General features: G+C 46.6%; 20 protein-coding genes, 1 tRNA gene and 2 pseudogenes. 6 read left to right on the forward strand and 17 right to left on the reverse strand.

Annotation, left to right across the window (positions count from 1 at the left end):
* Positions 1-20: 20 nt before the first annotated feature.
* Entirely contained in the window at positions 21-1403 is a 1383-nt protein-coding gene (ffh, locus tag LZT22_RS00590) for a signal recognition particle protein (protein ID WP_233923116.1), read from the forward strand.
* On the opposite strand, the gene LZT22_RS00595 is transcribed toward ffh, so the two are convergent.
* The gene (locus tag LZT22_RS00595) at positions 1380-3122 is read right to left on the reverse strand and encodes a proline--tRNA ligase (RefSeq protein ID WP_233923117.1); all 1743 of its coding nucleotides are present in this window, start codon (positions 3120-3122) and stop codon (positions 1380-1382) included. The two genes, ffh and LZT22_RS00595, sit on opposite strands and share 24 nt — an antisense overlap.
* Before the next feature lie 48 nt (positions 3123-3170).
* Between LZT22_RS00595 and LZT22_RS00600 the strand changes: the two are divergent.
* Positions 3171-3686, forward strand: a pseudogene (locus LZT22_RS00600) (RNA pyrophosphohydrolase); the annotation flags it as partial.
* Between the two features lie 43 nt (positions 3687-3729).
* The gene (locus LZT22_RS00605) at positions 3730-4326 is read left to right on the forward strand and encodes a CNP1-like family protein (protein WP_233923119.1); all 597 of its coding nucleotides are present in this window, start codon (positions 3730-3732) and stop codon (positions 4324-4326) included.
* 8 nt (positions 4327-4334) lie between these two features.
* On the opposite strand, the pseudogene proB reads toward LZT22_RS00605, so the two are convergent.
* From proB to rplU, 4 genes and pseudogenes are all read right to left on the reverse strand, one after another.
* A pseudogene (gene proB, locus LZT22_RS00610) lies at positions 4335-5111 on the reverse strand (glutamate 5-kinase); the annotation flags it as partial.
* A 53-nt stretch (positions 5112-5164) separates the two neighbouring features.
* A complete protein-coding gene (gene obgE, locus LZT22_RS00615) occupies positions 5165-6250 on the reverse strand; it encodes a GTPase ObgE (RefSeq protein WP_233923120.1) in 1086 nt (361 codons plus the stop codon).
* Positions 6251-6373: 123 nt separating this feature from the next.
* Positions 6374-6637, reverse strand: coding sequence for a 50S ribosomal protein L27 (gene rpmA / locus LZT22_RS00620; RefSeq protein WP_233923121.1), 264 nt, complete (start codon positions 6635-6637; stop codon positions 6374-6376).
* A 33-nt stretch (positions 6638-6670) separates the two neighbouring features.
* A complete protein-coding gene (gene rplU / locus LZT22_RS00625; protein ID WP_233923122.1) occupies positions 6671-6982 on the reverse strand; it encodes a 50S ribosomal protein L21 in 312 nt (103 codons plus the stop codon).
* A gap of 85 nt (positions 6983-7067) precedes the next feature.
* On the opposite strand from rplU, the gene LZT22_RS00630 reads away from it, so the two are divergent.
* From LZT22_RS00630 to LZT22_RS00640, 3 genes are all read left to right on the forward strand, one after another.
* Positions 7068-8072 (forward strand): polyprenyl synthetase family protein, encoded by a 1005-nt coding sequence (locus LZT22_RS00630; RefSeq protein WP_233923123.1) that lies wholly within the window; start codon positions 7068-7070, stop codon positions 8070-8072.
* 29 nt (positions 8073-8101) lie between these two features.
* Positions 8102-8178 (forward strand) — tRNA-Pro (locus tag LZT22_RS00635).
* 29 nt (positions 8179-8207) lie between these two features.
* Positions 8208-8975: a fumarylacetoacetate hydrolase family protein gene (locus tag LZT22_RS00640; RefSeq protein WP_233923124.1), complete on the forward strand. Its 768-nt coding sequence runs from the start codon at positions 8208-8210 to the stop codon at positions 8973-8975.
* A 63-nt stretch (positions 8976-9038) separates the two neighbouring features.
* Here LZT22_RS00640 and LZT22_RS00645 read toward each other — a convergent pair whose 3' ends face one another.
* The 12 genes from LZT22_RS00645 to bchM are packed head-to-tail and all read right to left on the reverse strand — an operon-like array spanning position 9039 to position 20014.
* Positions 9039-10058, reverse strand: a complete 1020-nt coding sequence (locus LZT22_RS00645) for a 2-dehydropantoate 2-reductase (protein WP_233923125.1) — start codon at positions 10056-10058, stop codon at positions 9039-9041.
* 60 nt (positions 10059-10118) lie between these two features.
* Positions 10119-11435 (reverse strand): NAD(P)/FAD-dependent oxidoreductase, encoded by a 1317-nt coding sequence (locus LZT22_RS00650; RefSeq protein ID WP_233923126.1) that lies wholly within the window; start codon positions 11433-11435, stop codon positions 10119-10121.
* A gap of 11 nt (positions 11436-11446) precedes the next feature.
* On the reverse strand, positions 11447-11926 hold the full coding sequence (locus LZT22_RS00655) for a TspO/MBR family protein (RefSeq protein WP_233923127.1): 480 nt from the start codon (positions 11924-11926) through the stop codon (positions 11447-11449).
* A gap of 30 nt (positions 11927-11956) precedes the next feature.
* The gene (locus tag LZT22_RS00660) at positions 11957-13162 is read right to left on the reverse strand and encodes a geranylgeranyl diphosphate reductase (RefSeq protein ID WP_233923128.1); all 1206 of its coding nucleotides are present in this window, start codon (positions 13160-13162) and stop codon (positions 11957-11959) included.
* Between the two features lie 18 nt (positions 13163-13180).
* Positions 13181-14092: a chlorophyll synthase ChlG gene (gene chlG / locus LZT22_RS00665; RefSeq protein WP_233923129.1), complete on the reverse strand. Its 912-nt coding sequence runs from the start codon at positions 14090-14092 to the stop codon at positions 13181-13183.
* On the reverse strand, positions 14074-14829 hold the full coding sequence (puhE, locus tag LZT22_RS00670) for a putative photosynthetic complex assembly protein PuhE (protein ID WP_233923130.1): 756 nt from the start codon (positions 14827-14829) through the stop codon (positions 14074-14076). Before puhE ends, chlG begins: the two co-directional genes overlap by 19 nt.
* A gap of 16 nt (positions 14830-14845) precedes the next feature.
* Complete coding sequence (gene acsF / locus LZT22_RS00675; protein WP_233923131.1) at positions 14846-15946, reverse strand: magnesium-protoporphyrin IX monomethyl ester (oxidative) cyclase; 1101 nt, start codon at positions 15944-15946, stop codon at positions 14846-14848.
* Complete coding sequence (puhC, locus tag LZT22_RS00680) at positions 15946-16401, reverse strand: photosynthetic complex assembly protein PuhC (RefSeq protein ID WP_233923132.1); 456 nt, start codon at positions 16399-16401, stop codon at positions 15946-15948. Before puhC ends, acsF begins: the two co-directional genes overlap by 1 nt.
* Positions 16398-17066, reverse strand: a complete 669-nt coding sequence (gene puhB / locus LZT22_RS00685; protein ID WP_233923133.1) for a photosynthetic complex putative assembly protein PuhB — start codon at positions 17064-17066, stop codon at positions 16398-16400. The genes puhC and puhB overlap by 4 nt, the downstream gene beginning before the upstream one ends.
* Positions 17063-17836 (reverse strand): photosynthetic reaction center subunit H, encoded by a 774-nt coding sequence (gene puhA, locus LZT22_RS00690; protein WP_233923134.1) that lies wholly within the window; start codon positions 17834-17836, stop codon positions 17063-17065. Before puhA ends, puhB begins: the two co-directional genes overlap by 4 nt.
* Positions 17837-17876: 40 nt before the next feature.
* The gene (locus LZT22_RS00695) at positions 17877-19304 is read right to left on the reverse strand and encodes a BCD family MFS transporter (protein ID WP_233923135.1); all 1428 of its coding nucleotides are present in this window, start codon (positions 19302-19304) and stop codon (positions 17877-17879) included.
* An 8-nt stretch (positions 19305-19312) separates the two neighbouring features.
* A complete protein-coding gene (gene bchM, locus LZT22_RS00700; protein ID WP_233923136.1) occupies positions 19313-20014 on the reverse strand; it encodes a magnesium protoporphyrin IX methyltransferase in 702 nt (233 codons plus the stop codon).
* Positions 20015-20018: the final 4 nt, after the last annotated feature.

The following is a 20018-nucleotide window of genomic DNA, read 5'->3' on the forward strand; positions in this document are numbered from 1 at the left end:
AACTAAAGTCTAATCGATAAATGCTCAACAACCTCACCGATCGCCTTTCTCGCGTTGTTAAAACGATGCGGGGCCAAGCTCGCCTGACAGAAAGTAATACCGCCGAGATGCTGCGGGAAATCCGCTTAGCCCTGCTAGAGGCAGATGTCGCGCTGCCGGTGGTAAAAACCTTGCTTGAACAAATTAAAGTGCAGGCCTTGGGTGAAGCCGTCATAGGTAGTCTAAGTCCTGGTCAGGCGCTAGTAGGTGTTGTACAACGTGAATTGACCCAAGCGATGCAGGGCAATTTAAATGACAGTGGCGAGCTGAATTTGGCTACCCAACCCCCTGCAGTGATTTTGCTGGCGGGCCTGCAGGGCGCAGGTAAAACTACTTCGGTCGGTAAGTTAGCGAAATGGCTGCATGAGAAAAAGAAAAAAAAGGTGCTGACTGTTTCTTGCGACATTTATCGTCCTGCTGCCATTCAACAACTGCAAACAGTTAGCGCTCAAGTTGGCGTTGAATTTTTCCCCAGCTCGGTTGATCAACGCCCTGAAGTCATTGCTTTAGCTGCCCTCGATTGGGCCAAACGGCATTACTTTGACGTCCTCATTGTTGACACTGCTGGGCGCTTAGGCATTGATGCTGAGTTGATGGCAGAAATTCGTAACTTACATACTCAACTTAAACCGATTGAAACCCTTTTTGTTGTCGATGCCATGCTGGGTCAAGATGCTGTAAACACTGCCAAAGCCTTTCATGAGGCCCTGCCACTCACAGGCGTCATTTTGACTAAGCTTGACGGTGATGCTCGCGGAGGTGCGGCGCTCTCGGTGCGAGGCGTGACTGGCGTACCGCTCAAATTTATTGGTGTTGCTGAAAAAATGGATGGTCTTGAGCCATTTGATGCGGCACGCATGGCAAATCGCATTCTAGGCATGGGCGATATTCTGGCCTTAGTTGAACAAGCCCAAGAGCATGTTGATATTGCTAAAGCAGAAAAGTTAGCTAGCAAAATTCAAAAGGGGGGATTTGATTTAAATGACTTTCGCGCGCAAATTAGCCAAATGCAACAGATGGGCGGTATGGCCAATATGATGGATAAACTCCCAAGTCATTTAACCCAAGCTACCAATAAAGCAAATCTAGGGCAAGCCGATGCGCAGATAAAACGCATGCAAGGCATGATCGATAGCATGACCGCCAAAGAACGCAATAAGCCCGAATTACTCAAAGCCAGTAGAAAAAGGCGTATTGCTACTGGCGCTGGGGTGCAAGTGCAAGAGGTCAACCGCCTCTTAGCCCAATTTGAACAAATGCAAACCATGATGAAGCAATTTAAAGGCGGCAAAATGGCCCGCATGATGGGATCAATGGCAGCCCGGGGAGCCGCTAAAGGCTTAGGTGGTTTGTTTAAGAAATAAGTCGCGTACAGCAATAATGTGTTCTTTAATCTTCGCTAGCGGAATCATTTGTGCTTCACTTTCCGTACGCCCCTGAAATTCAACTTTTGCCTCTTTAAGGCCACGCTCTCCAACGACGACTCGAAATGGCACGCCAATTAATTCCCAATCGGCAAACATCGCACCTGGTCGTTCACCGCGATCATCCAAAATGACATCAATCCCTGCAGCAAGTAAATCGGCATACAAAGTATCGGCTGCTACGCGCACCACTTCTGATCGATCGTAATTCATCGGGCAAATTACCACTTCAAACGGAGCCATCGAGAGTGGCCAAATAATCCCGCGCTCATCATGACCCTGTTCTATTGCCGCGGCCAATAAACGCGTGACACCGATACCGTAACATCCCATCACCATCGGTTGTGCCTGACCTTGAGCATCAAGATAAAGGCACTTCATTGCTTCAGAATAGCGTGTTCCTAACATAAATACGTGACCTACTTCAATGCCACGACAAATATCAACCATCCCTTTACCGTCGGGTGAGGGATCACCCACTACCGCATTACGTAAATCGAAGACGCTCGCGTGAGGTAGGTCGCGCCCCCAATTGACGCCTTTAAAATGGTACCCAGCATCATTTGCACCACAGACAAAATCAGTCATATTGGCAACAGTACGATCAACCACAATCGTGACTGGTAGTTTTAAACCAAGGGGACCAATATAGCCAGGTGGTGAGCCACAGGCAGCAAGTACTTCGGCCTCGGTAGCAAAACGGAATGCTTCTAAGCCCGACACCTTACTAGCCTTCACTTCATTGAGCTCATGATCGCCACGCAGCAGCAGCATAAATAAATTGGGCGGACCTTCTGCCTGATCTGCAGCTAGCAATAAAGATTTCACCGTTTGCGGTAGTGGCAAGCCTAAAAACTGCGCTACCTTATCGCACTGAGTTTGCTCTGGCGTCGCCACTTTCTCTAAGGCTACACTTGGCACTCCGCCCTGCGGAATTAACGCTAGCGACTCAGCTGCCTCTAAATTTGCGGCGTAAGCAGAATCGGGACAATAAACAATAGCGTCTTCCCCAGTATCAGCAATTACATGAAACTCTTGGCTACCCGAACCGCCAATTGCGCCATTATCGGCCGTTACTGCGCGAAACTGTAAACCCATGCGCTTGAAGATACGAGTGTAGGCGTCAAACATCAATTGATAAGACTGCTTTAATCCAGCGGTATCGCGATCAAACGAGTAAGCATCTTTCATGGTGAACTCGCGTCCCCGCATAATGCCAAAGCGCGGGCGGCGTTCATCGCGAAATTTCGTTTGAATTTGATAGAAGTTAATTGGAAGTTGTTTGTAACTTTTAATTTCTGCGCGCGCTAAATCGGTAATGACCTCTTCAGAAGTGGGTTGAATAACAAAATCGCGTTGATGGCGATCTTGAATGCGCAAGAGCTCTGGGCCCATTTTTTCCCAGCGCCCAGTTTCTTGCCATAATTCGGCAGGCTGCACCACAGGCATCAGTAATTCAATTGCGCCAGCCCGATTCATTTCCTCACGAATAATATTTTCGACTTTACGAATGATCCTTAATCCGCATGGCAAATAAGAATAAATACCAGCGCTTAGCTTGCGTATTAAGCCGGCCCGCACCATTAGTTGATGAGAAACCACTTCGGCGTCGGCGGGCGCCTCTTTCAGGGTAACGAGAAATGACTGAGATGCTTTCATGTGTGGATATAATCAAATCATTGATTTTAAAGGATTCGGGGCACCATCATGCTCGACCGTGAAGGGTATAGACCCAATGTCGGCATTGTCCTCCTTAACGGCCATAACGACGTTTTCTGGGGAAAACGCGTTGGGCAGCATTCGTGGCAGTTCCCGCAGGGCGGGATTCAATATGGCGAGAGTCCTGAGCAAGCCATGTTCCGCGAATTGCACGAAGAGGTTGGCTTGCTGCCAGAACACGTCCAAATTATTGGGCGCACAAGGGATTGGCTTCGCTACGAAGTGCCCGAGGCATTTTTGCGTCGCCAAAATGCCGCTCGACCGCATCGCACCGCCTACCGTGGTCAAAAACAAATCTGGTTTTTACTGCGCTTAACTGGCTTGGACAGCGATATTCATCTGCGAGCTTCAGACCACCCTGAATTTGATGCTTGGCGTTGGCACCCCTACTGGATTGAATTAGCTACGGTAATTGATTTCAAACGAGAAGTGTATCAACTCGCACTATCTGAGCTAGCGCGCTTTATTACGAGTGGGATGCGCATGCAAGATGCCAGTTGGGGTGCCCCCCTTGAAGCTCATTCACCCCCCAAGAAAGCAGCCGATCTTGACTCAACCAAATAAATTGCCCCTAGGGCCACCGCTAGAGCGGCAACCGACAGGCTTGAGCTGGCCGCTTACCTTGCTTGTTGTCTGCCTGCTAAGTGCCTGTGCCGGCACCACACCGGATGCCTACGAAGATCCCTTTGCTCCCAAGATCTTTAAAGAAGATACCGTTGTGCCCCTACCTACTAAGCCGCCCAATACGGCGAATCTAATCCCTTTTCATGTATCTCAACACTCAGTTTTTAAATTTGCTATTGATCCTGATTCAATTCGTATCGACCCTGATGGCGTAACCCGCTATGTGCTGGTCATTACGAGTCCAAGCGGTAGTCAACAAATTAATTTTGAAGGTATTCGCTGCGAAACTTTTCAGTTTGCTTTGTACGCCACTCTCAATACCAACTCAATTTGGCAAGCGAATCAACGTAAAACCTGGACCGATATTAAAAATAATGAGGCGAATCGATACCACGGCGCACTAGCGCAAGGCGCGTTTTGCAACAATAAATCACAAGTAAAAAATAAAGGTTTAATCCTCGATTCCTTACGGCCGAATAAATTTACTGGTAAGCCCAATGCTGACGCACATCGTTTTTAACCTGCGGCGGCCTTGATGAGGGTACCAATTGGCAAACCCGCGACGATCTGATTGAGTACTTGCGGTTCATGCCCAGAAGCAATCACAGTAGATGCACCCGTTTGTGCAGCCGTTTTGGCGGCTAAAATTTTGGTGAGCATGCCGCCCTTGCTAATGGCGCTACCAACTCCGCCAGCCATTTTCTCAAGCAAGGGATCTCCGGCGCTAGCCTCTGTTACTAACGTTGCCGCCTGATCTTGGCGAGGATCGGCTGTAAATAAGCCACCCTGATCAGTGAGAATAATTAATAGATCAGCATGAATGAGATTAACTACCAAGGCAGCAAGATGATCGTTATCGCCAAATTTAATTTCATCGGTTACTACCGTGTCATTTTCATTAATGACAGGTACTACTCCTAGGCCTAATAGAGTATCTAACGTTGCTTTCGCATTAGCTCGACGCTCGGGGTGATCAAGATCGGCATTAGTTAGTAAAACTTGTGCACTCTGCAAATTAAAATGGGCAAAACAACTTTCATACATTTGCACCAAACCCATTTGCCCAACAGCCGCAGCAGCTTGAAGCTGATGAATTGCAGTTGGGCGCTCATGCCAAGCTAGGCGTTGCATGCCCTCAGCAATTGCCCCAGAACTTACCATTAATAGTTGATGACCAGCCTGTAAAAGCACCGCAACTTGCTCAGCCCAGCGTTCAATTGCTGCTCGATCTAAACCATCACCATTATTAGTGACTAGGCTAGAGCCCACTTTTACTACGATGCGTTTCATTGGCTGCGTTGTCATGACAAGGTTCTCAACTCAATTTTAATCTACCTGAATGCTGCGCAGGCTTGACTTTAGGGCTTATCTAAATCGATACTGCCTTGATAACGGGGATCGACAGCCTGTTCTTCTAATTTATCACGCTCTCGCCGTTTTGAATCGAGATAATCTTGCAAGGCATAGCATAGGCGATCGCAACCCTCGCCTGTTAAAGCTGAAATTTCAAAAACTGGGCCTGACCACTTAAAGCGTTTAATAAAATCAGCGATGGTTTTTTTTCGCTCTGCCTCAGGAATCATGTCGACTTTATTTAAAACTAGCCACCGTGGCTTTTCATACAAGGCTTCGTCGTATTTACGCAATTCGTTCACAATAGCTTTAGCATCAGCAACGTTATCAACCGCTTCATCGAAAGGAGCAATATCGATTAAGTGCAATAAAACTCCAGTACGTTGTAGATGTCGCAAAAACCGGTGCCCTAACCCAGCACCTTCGGCAGCACCCTCAATTAATCCGGGAATATCGGCAATCACAAAACTACGCTCTTGCCCAACCCGCACTACCCCTAAATTGGGGTGTAAGGTTGTAAATGGATAGTCGGCTATTTTGGGTCGTGCATTGGATACGGCGGTTATCAGGGTTGATTTACCAGCATTAGGCATACCCAACAAACCGACATCAGCCAAGACCTTTAATTCCAGCTTTAATTTTTTACGATCACCTTCTTTGCCGTTGGTTTTTTGACGGGGAGCACGATTAGTACTACTTTTAAAATGTATATTTCCCCAACCGCCTACTCCGCCTTCTGCTAAACAAAGACGCTCACCATGGGTCGTTAAATCAGCAATGGGCTCACCAGATTCAAAATCACTAATGATGGTGCCAACGGGCATTCTAAGTTCAATATCTTCGCCCGCACGACCGTAGCAATCTGCGCCACGCCCAGGCTCACCATTTTTAGCTAAATGGGTTTTAGCATAACGGTAATCGATGAGGGTATTAATATTGCGATCAGCAATCGCATACACACTGCCCCCTCGCCCACCATCTCCACCATCGGGGCCACCAAACTCAATGAATTTTTCACGCCGCATTGAGGCGCTACCTGCGCCACCGCTGCCAGCGATTACTTCAATTCGGGCTTCATCAATAAATTTCATAAATAAAAAAGGCCTCGCTAGCCGCGAGGCCTGCTTCTGAGGTTGGTGAATTTAGTTCAATTCGATTTAAGCAAGCCATCGAATTGCCGTAAAACTGGTCTCAGCCAGGCGCCTAATAAAAATTTAGGCGGTAGGTGGTAAAACCGATACTTGCGCTTTATTCAACGCGCCCTTGACGCTAAATTGCACTTGTCCGTTAATCAATGCAAATAAGGTGTGATCTTTACCAATACCTACATTGACGCCAGGATGTACCTTGGTGCCTCGTTGGCGAATAATGATGCTACCCGCATTAATATGCTCGCCACCGAACACTTTTACGCCTAGGCGTTTCGATTCTGAATCGCGACCGTTTCGTGTGGAACCGCCGCCTTTTTTCTGTGCCATTGTTCTTTCTCCTGCTTTACAACTTAAGCCTTATTAGGCTTTGATTGTGTTAATCAGAATTTCAGTGAAATTCTGACGATGACCTTGGTGCTTTTGATAATGCTTGCGCCGACGCATCTTGAAGATTGTCACTTTGTCATGACGTCCTTGGGAGATGACCGTGGCCATCACAGCGGCACCATTAACCAGTGGATCACCCAATTTGAGTGAAGCACCTTCGCCTACGGCGAGAACTTGGTCAAGGGTAATTTCGCTGCCGATATCCGCTGGTATCTGTTCTATTTTCAATTTTTCACCTGCAGCAACTTTATACTGTTTGCCACCGGTTTTTATGACCGCGTACATGGTAGAGACCTCAATTTAAGACAACTTTTAATCACTTTTGCGGCTAATCCACCAAGGATTAGCTAAGCCCATTATTATATCCTGCATGATAAGCAGTGTCAAAAACATCGATCTAGCCCCCATATTGGCCCCCATAGCCCCTGATTTAAAGGCTTTGGATGAGGTGATTAAGCGTCGTCTTGCTTCCGAAGTGGCCTTAATTGATCAAATTTCCAGCTATATTATCCAAGCCGGCGGTAAGCGCATTCGGCCTACCTTGCTCTTACTTACCGCAAAAGCCTTAGCGCATGGTCAAGATACCCCCCATACCCTTGAGATCGCCGCCGTAGTGGAGTTTATTCATACCGCCACCCTATTGCACGATGATGTTGTCGATGAATCAACCCTGCGCCGCGGTCGCGAAACTGCCAATGCTGCTTTTGGTAATGCCGCTAGCGTGCTGGTGGGGGATTTTTTGTATTCACGCGCTTTCCAAATGATGGTGACACCAAATGATTTACGCATCATGCAAATCCTCTCGGACGCTACTAATACGATTGCCGAAGGCGAGGTGTTACAGCTACTGAATATGAATGACCCCGAGGTCAGCGAGTCAAGCTATTTGCAAGTCATTCGCTATAAAACCGCAAAACTATTTGAGGCTTCGGCAGAGTTGGGTGCTTTATTAGCCCGTTCTTCAGAAATTGATCGAGAGTTAGCCGCCGCTTTTGGTCGGCATATTGGCACTGCCTTTCAACTCATGGATGACATGCTTGATTACACTGCCAATGCAGCACAAATGGGCAAAAATGCTGGCGATGATTTACGTGAAGGCAAACCGACCTTGCCACTGATTTTTTTGTTAGAGAACGGTAGTCAAGACGAGCGTTTACTAGTGCGTGAAGCAATCACCCAAAACACTGATCTACCTGACGATGTTTTTAGTCAAATATTAAAAGCGGTGCAAGATTCAGGTGCACTGGAATATACCCACCAAGCGGCTGAGCGCGAAGCGAATTTAGCCTTGGCAACAATTCGTAATTTTCCTGACAATGAAGCAACTGCGGCCTTACGAGCCTTGTGTGCCTATTCACTAAATCGGCAAACCTAAGCTGCCGCGCTAAAATACCTTCAGCAACACGGAATGTAGCGCAGCCTGGTAGCGCACCTCGTTCGGGACGAGGGGGTCGGAGGTTCGAATCCTCTCATTCCGACCACTTAATTCTTATGAGAATAAATTGATAATATGGCTCAATGGCTTCGTTTTAATCATCACGGCAAGGCCTACTTTGGCCAATTAAATCAAGCCCAAATTTCGGTGTATGAAGGCAATCTTTTTGATCGCCCTCAGGCCACAGGCGAATCTTTTGCGCTTGCAGAAGTTGAGCTTGATATACCTTGTGTGCCCTCAAAAATGGTGGCTTTAGTTGATAATTTTTATGCTTTGGTTGAAAAATTAGCCCATGCTGTGCCAGCTGAGCCGCTCTATTTTCTCAAAGGCAATAACTCATTTCTTGCTGCCGGTAAAACTATTTGCCTACCAAAATCTTATAGCGGTAAAGTAGTTTATGAAGGTGAACTTGGAATTGTGATTGGTAAAAAATCACAAGACTTAACTGAAACTGAAGCCTTAGAAGCTATTTTTGGCTATACCTGCATCAATGATGTAACCGCAATTGAAATTTTACAAAAAGACCCTGGCTTTGCCCAGTGGACGCGCGCTAAAAGCTTCGATACCTTTGGGGTGTTTGGGCCTTACATCACGACTGATATAGATCCGCTGAGCTTGCGTATTCAAACCATTTTGAATGATCAAGAACGGCAAAACTATCCCGTGGCAGATATGATTTTCCCGCCAGCAAAACTCGTTAGCTTGCTATCCCAACAGATGACGCTTGAAGCCGGCGATGTCATTGCCTGCGGTACTTCAATCGGGGTAGGCAGTATGAAACCAGACAGCACAGTTAGCATTGTGATTGAGGGCCTTGGCACCCTCACCAACCAGTTTGCCTAGTTGTGACTGAAGCTGCCTTGCTATCGAAGCAGCGTCACTAGAATTCTGTCGGGTGCCTTTGTATTAATACCCAGTTGCAAAAGGTAAAGCTAAGCTTGCCTTGGCATGTTGCACATTGACATCTAAAAACTTGGTTAAAGCATAAACACTGCTCAAACAGGGTGTAGGTATTTGCACAATTTGACCTAGTTCAATTACCGATCCTAATAAGGCATCAATTTCCAGCGCTCGTCCTGCTTCTAAATCTTGCAACATAGAGGTTTTATGTTGACCCACTTTTTCGGCGCCGGCAATACGACGATCGATATCTACCCGAAATGTTACGCCCAATTTTTCCCCAATGAGCTGAGCTTCCATCATCATGTTTCGGGCTAGCTCGCGGGTGAGAGGGTACTGACAAATTCCTTCCAGATGACCATGGGTCAACGCACTAATGGGATTGAAAGTCATATTTCCCCAAAGCTTAAGCCAGATTTCGGCACGAATATCATCCAAAATAGGTGACTTGAAGCCCGCTTCAGCCATTAAGTTAGTAATCTGTTGAATTCGCTCTGACTTGCTGCCATCAAGCTCACCCATGGGAAAGCGGGTTCCCTCAACGTGACGGATGACCCCGGGGGCTTGAGTTACGGTTGCCGGATAAACGACGCAACCAATAATGTTGGCTGGATTGATGGCCCGCATAATGGCTGCGCCTGGATCAACTGTCTCAACCGAATGATTTTCATATGGCCCAGCAAGCTTCTGAAAATACCACCATGGAATGCCATTTTGCATGGGGATTAAAATTGTCTCGGGGCCAATGATGTTGACTAAATCGCCTACTAGCGGCTCTACTTGATGCGCCTTTACTGCCAAAATTACCAAGTCGGGCTTACCTGCTTCAGTCAACTTTTCTACCGCCCGTACTTCAGCGTGTAATGGCTCTGGCAGATCTTCCATAATGAGGGCCAAGCCACGCTCTTGAATTGCGCGCAAGGTTGCACCACGGGCGACCACCGTTACCTCATTACCGGCTCGGGCTAACATCACCGCTAAATACCCGCCAATTGCACCACCCCCGCCCACTATACAAATCTTCATTTCATTCTCTTCCGTCTTGACTGTAATCTGCCTTCACTCCAATCAACCCATAGCAGATAATTAATGTAACTTCACATGAGGCTCGGTGCGCCGCGTGATGAGTCGCGCTAGAGTATCTAAGGTTGTCTTTACCCAACCGTGCAATGCCAATTCATGTAATTTATACAACGATAAATACATCATTTTAGCAAATAATCCTTCGATCATGATGGATCCGCCTATTAACCCACCCATCATATTACCTACCGTACTAAATTTACCAAGCGATACCAAGGAGCCAAAATCTCGGTAATAGTAGGGCTTCAGTTCCTGGCCGACCAAACACCGTTGAATTTGTTGATATAAATGATTTGCCTGCTGGTGTGCGGCTTGTGCGCGCGGCGGCACAACACCTCCCTTGCCACCATGCGATTCTGGCCATGGACAAGCAGCGCAATCGCCCATAGCAAAAATACGAGGATCACGAGTGGTCTGGAGAGTTTGTAATACTTGTAACTGATTAAGGCGATTGGTTTCCAGCCCATTCATGTCTTTTAAAAACTCAGGTGCTTTCACTCCCGCGGCCCAAACCACTAATTCGGCCGGCAAAATTTGTCCATTTTCAAACTGTACGCCATCGGGTAAAACAGCGGCCACCTTCGAATTGACATACACATCAACGCCAAGGTTTTTTAACAAAACTTCGGTGGCTAGTGATAAGCGCACGGGTAAGGCGGGCAAAATTCGATCGGCAGCCTCAATCACATTAATCTGTAAATCTTTATTTGGATCGACTCGATCTAAGCCGTAAGCTACGACTTCGCGCGTGGTGCGATAGAGTTCTGCGGCCAATTCAACGCCAGTTGCACCAGCGCCAATAATGGCAACATGAAGTTGGCCCGCTTTCAACGGTGTCTTTTGCGCTTGCGCCCGAATACAGTCATTTAACATGCGCGTATGAAAACGCTCAGCATCCAATGGTGATTCTAGTCTGAGGGCATATTCAGCGACCCCTGGAGTGCCAAAGTCATTCGTTAGGCTACCAACTGCAAGTACCAAAATATCGTAGCGCAATTTACGCGCTCCCATCACTTCATGGCCGCCTTCATCTAAGTATGGATTGAGGAAAATGAGTTGTTGGGCGCGGTCAAGGCCAGTCATTTCCCCAATTCGATACTCAAAATGGTGCCAATGGGCTTGCGCCATATAGTCAACTTCATGCTGGCCTAAATCCATACTACCGGCAGCAATCTCATGCAGTTTTGGCTTCCAAATATGGGTACGGTTCTTATCTACCAGAATGATCCGCGCTTTGCCTTTGCGGCCTAGAGTATTACCAAGACGAGTAGCTAACTCAAGGCCGCCAGCACCACCGCCCACAATCACAATCTGCTTCACTAAATGCTCAACTAGCCGAAGGGGCCATTAAGTCGAACGGTATCCCAATTTAAAACAATGGCAATGCTTACCCAAATTAAATAAGGCAACATTAGTAAGCTCGACTTTGGTGAATAGTGGCGAGTGGTATAGATAATTGCCAATACCGATAGCCATAAAAGACTAGCCTCATAAAGAGCCCAATCAGGTCGCTCTAGGCGGAAATATAAAAAACTCCAAAGTAAATTACAGAGCCCATTTAGTACAAATAAAAGGCTTAGGTGGCGCACCGCTGTGGGGGCGGGATTTCGATCCCAAGCGATGACCCAGGCCGTGCCAGAACAGATAAATATAGCCGACCAAATAGGCCCAAATAACCAATCGGGCGGTTTCCAAAAGGGTTCTTTTAAGGCGTGATACCAAGCGTCTAAATTGGTTGCCCAGCCACCTAAAATAGCAACGGATAACCCCCAAATAAGGGCAACGATAACGGGTTTTCTAAACATAGTCATAACTTACTTTACACCCTTAGCAAATAAACTTTAGACCTTAATCAAACCAAAAAGGTGCGCCAGATCTTTAAAGAAGATGCGAATATGCGCTAAAGGATCGCGTTTTGCGAGCTTTTTATTCATATACGCGTCAAAAGTGAGTTTTTGCACATCCTTATCTTCGCAAATCTTTACAAAGCGCTCGCGCCGTTTATCGCTGATATACCAAAACCATTGCATAATCCCCAACACCAAAAAGACTTTGCCGTGTTCACGCATAAAACGCTTACGTGCCTTAGCTAGACTCTTCGGATTATTGGTCAATAAAAGTTCACTCACTGACTCAGCCGCCAAGCGCCCACCAACCATGGCGTAATAAATACCTTCGCCCGAAGCTGGTGCCACCACTCCTGCTGCATCACCAGCTAACACCACATCGCGATTGTTGTCCCATTTTTTTAGCGGCTTCATCGGTAGCGGTGCACCTTCATGACGCAGCATTTCAATATTTTCGAGGCCAGTAATTTTTTTTAAGTCAGCCACTGCACTACGTAATGAAAACCCTTTGTCTGCACTACCAGTGCCAATACTCATCGTCTTGCCATGAGGGAAAATCCAGCCGTAAAAATCGGGAGAGATCGTACCTTGATAAAAAACATCGCAGCGTGAACCATCAAAATCTGCCGGCGGCAGATCGGGGGTACGCACAATTTCATGATAAGCAAAAACATATTCAACGTCTTTGGCACTGGGGATAGCAGCCCGACCAACGCCAGATTTAGCGCCATCAGCGCCAATAATTGCTTTTGCCTTCACGGCCATTGAGGTATTGGGCTCATTTTTATTACTAGAGCGAACCATGTAGTGAACAATGCTGACCCCATCGGTATCACGTGACAATTTTTCAAAATTACCAACACGCCGTTCACAACCATCATTCGCTGCGCGTACCCGCAACCACTCATCAAATTGATCGCGATCAACCATTCCCACAAAGCCACCTTCAATTGGAATGTCGACTTTATTATTTTTGGGTGAGATCATGCGCGCTGACTTTGCTTTCGCAACCAAGAGCTCATCTGGAATTTCAAAATCTTGAATGAGTCGCGGCGGTATTGCACCCCCGCATGGCTTGATACGACCCGCTCGATCAAGCAATAACACCTTATGACCTAAGCGCGCCAAATCGCCTGCAGCAGTTGCACCTGCTGGACCGCCGCCAACGACGACGGCATCAAAAAGTTCATACGAATTCATACTTTTATCCTTCAGGCATTAATTTAAATTCGATACAGCAAAAGCGCTAACCATCATTCCAGCAACAAATAAAGGCACGCCAAAACCACTTAAAAATAAAGCGCGCTTAATGGGGTCACGCAAAAAATATAGCATCATCACGCCTTGTCCTAGCATTAAGCTCGCAATAACAAGAGCGCGCCAAGGCATATCCCATGCAAATAAAATGAGCACAATGATCGCTTGTGGAAATAACATCAAGCTACAAGCATTGATTGCTGCACCACGAACACCGAGTTGCACGGGTATAGACCGCACACCCATTTGACGATCTCCGTCGATAGCCTTGAAATCGTTCAAGGTCATAATGCCGTGGGCCCCAATACTATACAAAACCGCCAGCATAATCGATGCCTTTGACGGCATAGCATCACCCATCATCACTGCAGTGCCGGTGAACCAAGCAATACCCTCATAGGCAAGTCCACATGCCGCATTACCCCACCAACCATTTTGTTTTAGGCGCAAAGGCGGAGCGCTATAAGCCCAAGCCAAGCCCAAGCCAACGAGGGTTGCAATAAAGGCCCAGGGGCTAATGTAATAGCCTAATACCGCAGAAAGTAAAGTCCAGATGATGGCCACATAAAGCCCCCAATAGCCGGGCATTCTGCCCGAGGGAATGGGTCTTTGCGGCTCATTAATAGCATCCACATGTCGATCAAACCAATCGTTTACCGCCTGGCTTGCTGCACACACTAGGGGCCCAGCCAAAATAATGCCGGCTAACAATATTGGCCAGTGCCCGGAAAATGGGACACCTGCAGCAATTGCACCGCAAGCAAACGCCCACATCGGCGGAAACCAAGTAATGGGTTTTAAAAGCTCAAGGGCAGCACTGCCCGATGGCCAGATGCGGCTGAGGCTCATAGGTGCTAGGCGCGAAAGCTCCATCTCCATAATCCCTCAGAGCTAATGGGTAGTACCATCAAAATATGTTCAAGAATCGCCAAAGACAACAAGGTTCCTAAGATAGTGCAGGAGGTAATTTGATAGGGGCTGGCTCCAACCGCAAAAGCGGCCTGCCAAATTGGCACCGCCACTACCGTCGCAGCAATAACCGAAATCGGCAATAAAGGATTCATTAAGCTGCGCGAAAAATAGCTATGAATATATTTCAGATGGTTCGGTAAAAAATTTTCGTTGAGATTTAGTACCCCTAAAAATAAGTTCAACTTAGCACTCTGGCGCATGATCCATAAAATAATAAATGTCCAAAAAGCGGTTTGATTTACCCCACCCCAACTCGCTACCGTTACCACAATTGCCAACACAATCAGGGCTATTTCATGATGTTGTATGGTTTGAAAGGCGAAGCCTACTTTCTTCCACCCCCTAGCTTCGGGTGGGCAAGCAATACGCCGTGGGCCCGTTATAAAACCCAATAAAAAACCAATTTCCTGCCAAGCCCATACTAATAGTGCACATGTAAAACCGCAATAAGCGGCGGCTACAGTATCCATAGAGCTGCTGGTTTTAATGCCAACAATGGCAAATAGCATGACGCATCCACTCAACCAAAAAGTTCCCTGATACGTTGTCGGAGAGCGTTGGTTCAAAAATAAAATAATACCGGTGCCAAACCACCAAGCAAAGATAGTAAAAAGCAGTGGCCAGAGATACATACTCATGATTTTTTAAAATGACTTACCAAGTCGGCACCATCCGCACTGAACTAGGCAAGGCATTGTCGTTCACTGGCAAAAAATAGACGCGAATAAACTCAATACCAACTTGTGCGCCCAACCATGCAACATGTATTTTTTTAAACCAAGTTGACTGTTTTTTTACTGCTTCCATGCGGATAAACAGCGCTAACATTCGCTCCAAGCCCTGATAAAAACGTGGGTCATCGAGATTCAAGGTCACCGGAAATACTTGCTTAGTAATTTCATTGGTAATTTGCAGAACTTGGCGATCATAGTCGGCAGGTGAAATCTGTAATGCCTTATATAACTGGGGGCGTGAATGATCACGTACATACATCGTGGCATAGACTGCCAAAATAAAAAAGCGAATCCAATATTTATTGATGCCGGTTAGTAATTTTGGATTTGCACGCATGATTAAGGCAAATGATTCACCATGCCGAAACTCATCGTTACACCATTTTTCAAACCATAAAAATATCGGGTGAAAACGCAACTCGGGCTTACGCTCAATTTGCCTAAAAATCGTAATGTAACGCGCATAGCCAATTTTTTCTGAAAGATAAGTGGCATAGTAGATAAATTTTGGCTTGAAGTAAGTATATTTTTTTGTTTTTGCTAAAAACCCCAAATCAATCCCTATCCCAAAATCTTTGAGCCACTGATTAATAAATCCTGCATGGCGGCTTTCGTCGCGGGCCATATAGCCAAACAAGGTACGCATATCTTCATTTTTTACTTTGCGTTTAATTTCGGCATACAAAATACAACCTGAAAATTCAGATGTAATTGAGCTAATTAAAAAGTCAACGAATTCATCATAGAGCTCGGGATCTACTTTTGAATAATCTTTATCCATGTCGGCAGGACGCTGGAAGTGATCGTTGTTGGTATCAGCCTCATATTCAACCATCAGTGCATCCCACTCACGGCGTAAGCTATCGATCTTGACTCGATCAATTTCAGCAAAATCTGTAGTGTAAAAACGCGGGCTTAATACAGCGTCTTCGAGTGCGCGCTCGGTCGATGAGTTTAACTGGGCTGTTTTGCTCATTTGCGAGCCGAGCAAGGTTTCCACACTCTCCATTTTGACTTCCATTATTTCTGCTCCTTAACAGGCTTTGTCAACATCCGTAAAAAATTTTCAGCATTAGTTGGCCCGAATGAATCCAAATCAACCTTACGTTTCGTTACTGGATCAATCAAAGTTAGACGACCGTCGGTATGGCCAATTAATTCGAAAGGCCTTGAGCTATCAAAACCCTCACGCTTTCGCTCTTGCGCTAAGCCACGCAAGACGCCCCTTACAAAACCACTCTCACCAACCACGCTATCAATTTGCTGCCCACTGATGAACTCAATGACTGCAATCGATCCATCGGCACGATCTTCAAAGCGTAATTGGCGAACTTGTTGAGTGGGAGCATATGGTTCACCAATATCATGACCCTGCAAACTGACCATGGCGACCCAAGTAAAAGTGAGCAGCATGACTGAAATTACCGCAATTCCCATACCCCTGGGAATTAATTTAGGTTCCAAGGTCAATCTCATGCGACTTGTTCTTCTACTGCCAACTCAGCAAATGCATTACCGGTACTGACATTACTCATCGCCTGATTGGTATGAACAGTCTGCCATGCGCTAGTTAGTTGCTGAGCAACGACAGTGACATTGGGAATACTGCGGAGCATGGGTTCAGGGTGAGCAAAATACCAAGGACGAGCGTGCGGCCACAAATGAAAATAGGCGATTTTGTCGCTAGCCGCTAATTGCAAAGGAATATTACCAGTGCCATCAGCAAACTCATGGATATCGGCACGCACAATACGCTTGAAAGGTAAATTAAAACTGACTGTGAGAACAATGCCTACTCGCATTACAACGCGTTGATTGGTAAGGGTATAAACCGTTGTTTGCGCTGCTAAATAAGCTAAATACGCAACTAAACCTAAGCCTAGTAAAGATAAAGCAATCACTAATGCAATACTGCCCAGCTCGGCGGACCAAGCCACATCACCTAGTGCAACCGAAATAATTTTGGCCAAAATAATGAAACTAAAATAAGCACTTAAAGCGGGCAGGTGGAAAGCATGACGCGCCAATGAAAACCAATTGGGGCTACCCTGCCATAAAATTTGCTCGCCAGCTGGCAAGGCTTCTGGTAAGCCATAGCTTGACTCAAATTCATGCTCTGGCGAGCGGTGAAGCAATTTCATATTAAGGGCTCTCGCCGTTCGGGGGTGGCATACAAGGTTCCGCCGCCGTAATACGCCATAACCCGCTCTTCTTCGAGCATGGTAATTTGGTCCTGACTTTTAATTGTGGGCACTTCTGCAAACTGCTTTCCTAAAATAGACTCGACTGCAATTTTCTTACTCTGTACACGCGCAAAATTCATTGGTAGCATCACCTTGCGACTACCATTTTCAGCAGTTGTTTCTAATTCTAAATAACGAATCACCATCTCGGCACGATCAACCCAAATCTCTTTAATGACCCCACCGCGTGCGCCATCAGCACCAATTACTGGCAAGCCCCGGGGGTCGATATCCGGTTTCGCAACTGCAAAGCCCGGCAAAATACGCATGGGCACAATCACTGGCTGGCCCTCAAAAGTTACATCTGGATAGTCGGGGCGATTGGCATACGAGCCAGGACCTACGGCGGCTAACATGGGATTACCAATGGGCTCAAGTGGGGCGCCATTAAAACGGTGCGCGGGACGCGCATTGCTAATAACATCTAATGGTTCTGAGCGCGGATTAAGCACATCACCATGAAATTGAGTTTTAAATACTTTAGGCGGGGGCATGCCAATTAAACCCGGATTACGCCTGATCTTGCCAGCTTGGTCATATTCCAAGGGAAAGCCTTCACGCTTACTTTCAAGCGTAAGGTAATAAATTAAGCCGAAAAAGAATGCCCAAAACACATAAAGTATGAGTTGCGCTAAATCAACATATTGTGTAATTGCTCCGGTTCCCATAATCAATTTCCTTTTAATTAAACAAACTTACAAGCATCCACTACCCTGGTAATTCAGCTAAACCAAACTTTTTATCAACGGTACTTTCTGCCATCATCTTGGTCGGCCGGTATGCGACTAAGGGCCCGAGCACAATTAAAGTGGCAAATAGTAAATAAAACTCGAGGTGATACACAAAACTGTAGCCTGTTGCGTTAGAGTCAAGGGCAGAGCCCAATAGCCCTGATTGGGCTAAGCTTGAAATTAAATCGCGAATTAAGCCGCCTAAAGCAATCGCCAAGCCCGCAGCCGTAGCCTGTACTGCTCCCCAAGCTCCCAATACCAACCCATTCATATCATCGGTTTCAAATGACATTGCCGCAGTTAAGGTGCTGACGGAAAATAAGCCGCCGCCAAAACCAATGAGGAAGGCACCACAACGAAACAGCCAAGGCGACTGTAATGGCTCAGAAAAAATGACGCAAGTAAACGCCAGAATACCTAATAGGGCGCCAATTGCAGCTAAGCGATAAGCCTCAATACTACGATTCAAGCATTTAGCGGCCAAGGCAAAAGCGCAAATTGCGCCTAGCGCCGTTATAAAAGTCAGTACAGTGGTAGAACTAACAGATAAGTGGAGGACTTCAGCTCCGTAGGGCTCCAAAATAATATCTTGCATACTAAATGCGGCGGTTCCAATGCCTAGGGCCAATAAAAATCGCAGCACTTTTTTTTGCGCAGAAAATAATTTCCACGACTCACTGAAACTTTTGCGTGGCAAATGCGGGGCAGTTAAATGCGGCTGCCGTGCCTCTTGTTTCCATAAAGCAATTAAATTCAAAATTAAGGTGAGGCTAGCGGCGCCTTGAATCACCCTAATTAATAGCACTGGTGTGAAATCAATTAAAAGAAATCCCAAAACTAAACTACTAGCTGCCATACCCACTAAAAGCATTAAATACATTAAAGCAACTACTCTTGGGCGAAGGCTGGGGGTACTTAAATCACACGCTAAAGCGAGTCCAGCAGTTTGTGTAGTTTGCATGCCGGCTCCAACTAATAAAAAGGCCAAACCACATGCACCTTCACCAAACCACATGGGCCAATGCGTATCTCCTGAAAGTAAAATTAACGCAAAGGGCATGATCGCTAAGCCGCCAAATTGCAACCACGTACCAATCCAAATATAAGGCACCCGACGCCAACCTAAAACAGATTTATGGCGATCGCTGCGATGGCCAATTAAGGCTCTAAATGGCGCAAACAATAAAGGGAGTGCCACCATTAAAGCCACTAAACCTGCGCTGACATGCAACTCAATAATCATGATGCGATTGAGCGTGCCAATTAATAAAGCTGCTGCCAAACCCACTGAGAACTGAAATAGGGATAAACGCAAGAGGCGACTCAAGGGTAATTCAGCCGTGGCGACATCCGCAAATGGCATAAAGCGTGAGCTGAGACGAGGGAAGCGAGGTTGAAAACGCATGATCTGGTTTACTGTCGCCCTAAAGCCATGGCTTGTGATTTATAAAACCCGCGAGAGATTTTTTTACTGCCAATAATTTGCCATGCGCTTAAATCTTCACCCATCTCGATTAACTTGGCAAGTTTTTTTTCTGCTACCGGTTCAATGAAAGGGGCGCGATCGCCGCGAGGAAATAACCGTCCCACACTAATTAGGGCTGCTAGGAATAGGGTTTTTGGGGCAAAGGTAAATATAATTGCCTGGTGCGTGCGTGCTGCCAGTAAGCCTAAGGCCTTAGTAATGTCTGCACGGTTGTAATGAATCATCGAATCCATACACACCACATAATTAAATTCCCCTAAGGCGGGGTCTAACATATCACCCGCAAGAAACTCAATTGAGCCTGTGCCCAAATCGGTCGGCACGCGTTCTCGACCCAATTGCACCAGGGTAGGAGAAATATCAATCGCCATCACGCGCGCGCCCCGGCGTGCTAAATCGACTGCTAATAAACCAGTGCCACAGCCAGCATCAAGCACGCGCTTACCGGTTAAATCAAGAGGTAAGTAGGCCAATATTGTCTTACGCATCTCATCACGACCCGCCCGCACCGTTGCACGAATGCCGCTTACTGGGGCTGATGTAGTTAGTCTTGCCCACGCCTCAACCGCAGTACGATCAAAGTACTGTTCTAGTTGATTGCGTTTATCGACATAAGAGCGATGTTGCATGGCC

This window comes from Polynucleobacter sp. IMCC 29146 (assembly GCF_021395195.1).
Classification (GTDB): domain Bacteria; phylum Pseudomonadota; class Gammaproteobacteria; order Burkholderiales; family Burkholderiaceae; genus Polynucleobacter.

What these genes read in the sequence shown, in the direction of transcription:
- bchM (WP_233923136.1), bottom strand. Translation starts at nt 20,014, where the DNA reads ATGCAACATCGCTCTTATGTCGATAAACGCAATCAACTAGAACAGTAC.
- puhB (WP_233923133.1), bottom strand. Translation starts at nt 17,066, where the DNA reads ATGAAATTGCTTCACCGCTCGCCAGAGCATGAATTTGAGTCAAGCTAT.
- rpmA (WP_233923121.1), bottom strand. Translation starts at nt 6,637, where the DNA reads ATGGCACAGAAAAAAGGCGGCGGTTCCACACGAAACGGTCGCGATTCA.
- LZT22_RS00645 (WP_233923125.1), bottom strand. Translation starts at nt 10,058, where the DNA reads ATGAAGATTTGTATAGTGGGCGGGGGTGGTGCAATTGGCGGGTATTTA.
- puhE (WP_233923130.1), bottom strand. Translation starts at nt 14,829, where the DNA reads ATGAGTATGTATCTCTGGCCACTGCTTTTTACTATCTTTGCTTGGTGG.
- LZT22_RS00595 (WP_233923117.1), bottom strand. Translation starts at nt 3,122, where the DNA reads ATGAAAGCATCTCAGTCATTTCTCGTTACCCTGAAAGAGGCGCCCGCC.
- LZT22_RS00660 (WP_233923128.1), bottom strand. Translation starts at nt 13,162, where the DNA reads ATGAATTCGTATGAACTTTTTGATGCCGTCGTCGTTGGCGGCGGTCCA.
- rplU (WP_233923122.1), bottom strand. Translation starts at nt 6,982, where the DNA reads ATGTACGCGGTCATAAAAACCGGTGGCAAACAGTATAAAGTTGCTGCA.
- ffh (WP_233923116.1), top strand. Translation starts at nt 21, where the DNA reads ATGCTCAACAACCTCACCGATCGCCTTTCTCGCGTTGTTAAAACGATG.
- LZT22_RS00640 (WP_233923124.1), top strand. Translation starts at nt 8,208, where the DNA reads ATGGCTCAATGGCTTCGTTTTAATCATCACGGCAAGGCCTACTTTGGC.
- LZT22_RS00655 (WP_233923127.1), bottom strand. Translation starts at nt 11,926, where the DNA reads ATGACTATGTTTAGAAAACCCGTTATCGTTGCCCTTATTTGGGGGTTA.
- puhC (WP_233923132.1), bottom strand. Translation starts at nt 16,401, where the DNA reads ATGAGATTGACCTTGGAACCTAAATTAATTCCCAGGGGTATGGGAATT.
- LZT22_RS00630 (WP_233923123.1), top strand. Translation starts at nt 7,068, where the DNA reads ATGATAAGCAGTGTCAAAAACATCGATCTAGCCCCCATATTGGCCCCC.
- acsF (WP_233923131.1), bottom strand. Translation starts at nt 15,946, where the DNA reads ATGGAAGTCAAAATGGAGAGTGTGGAAACCTTGCTCGGCTCGCAAATG.
- LZT22_RS00695 (WP_233923135.1), bottom strand. Translation starts at nt 19,304, where the DNA reads ATGCGTTTTCAACCTCGCTTCCCTCGTCTCAGCTCACGCTTTATGCCA.
- chlG (WP_233923129.1), bottom strand. Translation starts at nt 14,092, where the DNA reads ATGGAGCTTTCGCGCCTAGCACCTATGAGCCTCAGCCGCATCTGGCCA.
- obgE (WP_233923120.1), bottom strand. Translation starts at nt 6,250, where the DNA reads ATGAAATTTATTGATGAAGCCCGAATTGAAGTAATCGCTGGCAGCGGT.
- puhA (WP_233923134.1), bottom strand. Translation starts at nt 17,836, where the DNA reads ATGGGAACCGGAGCAATTACACAATATGTTGATTTAGCGCAACTCATA.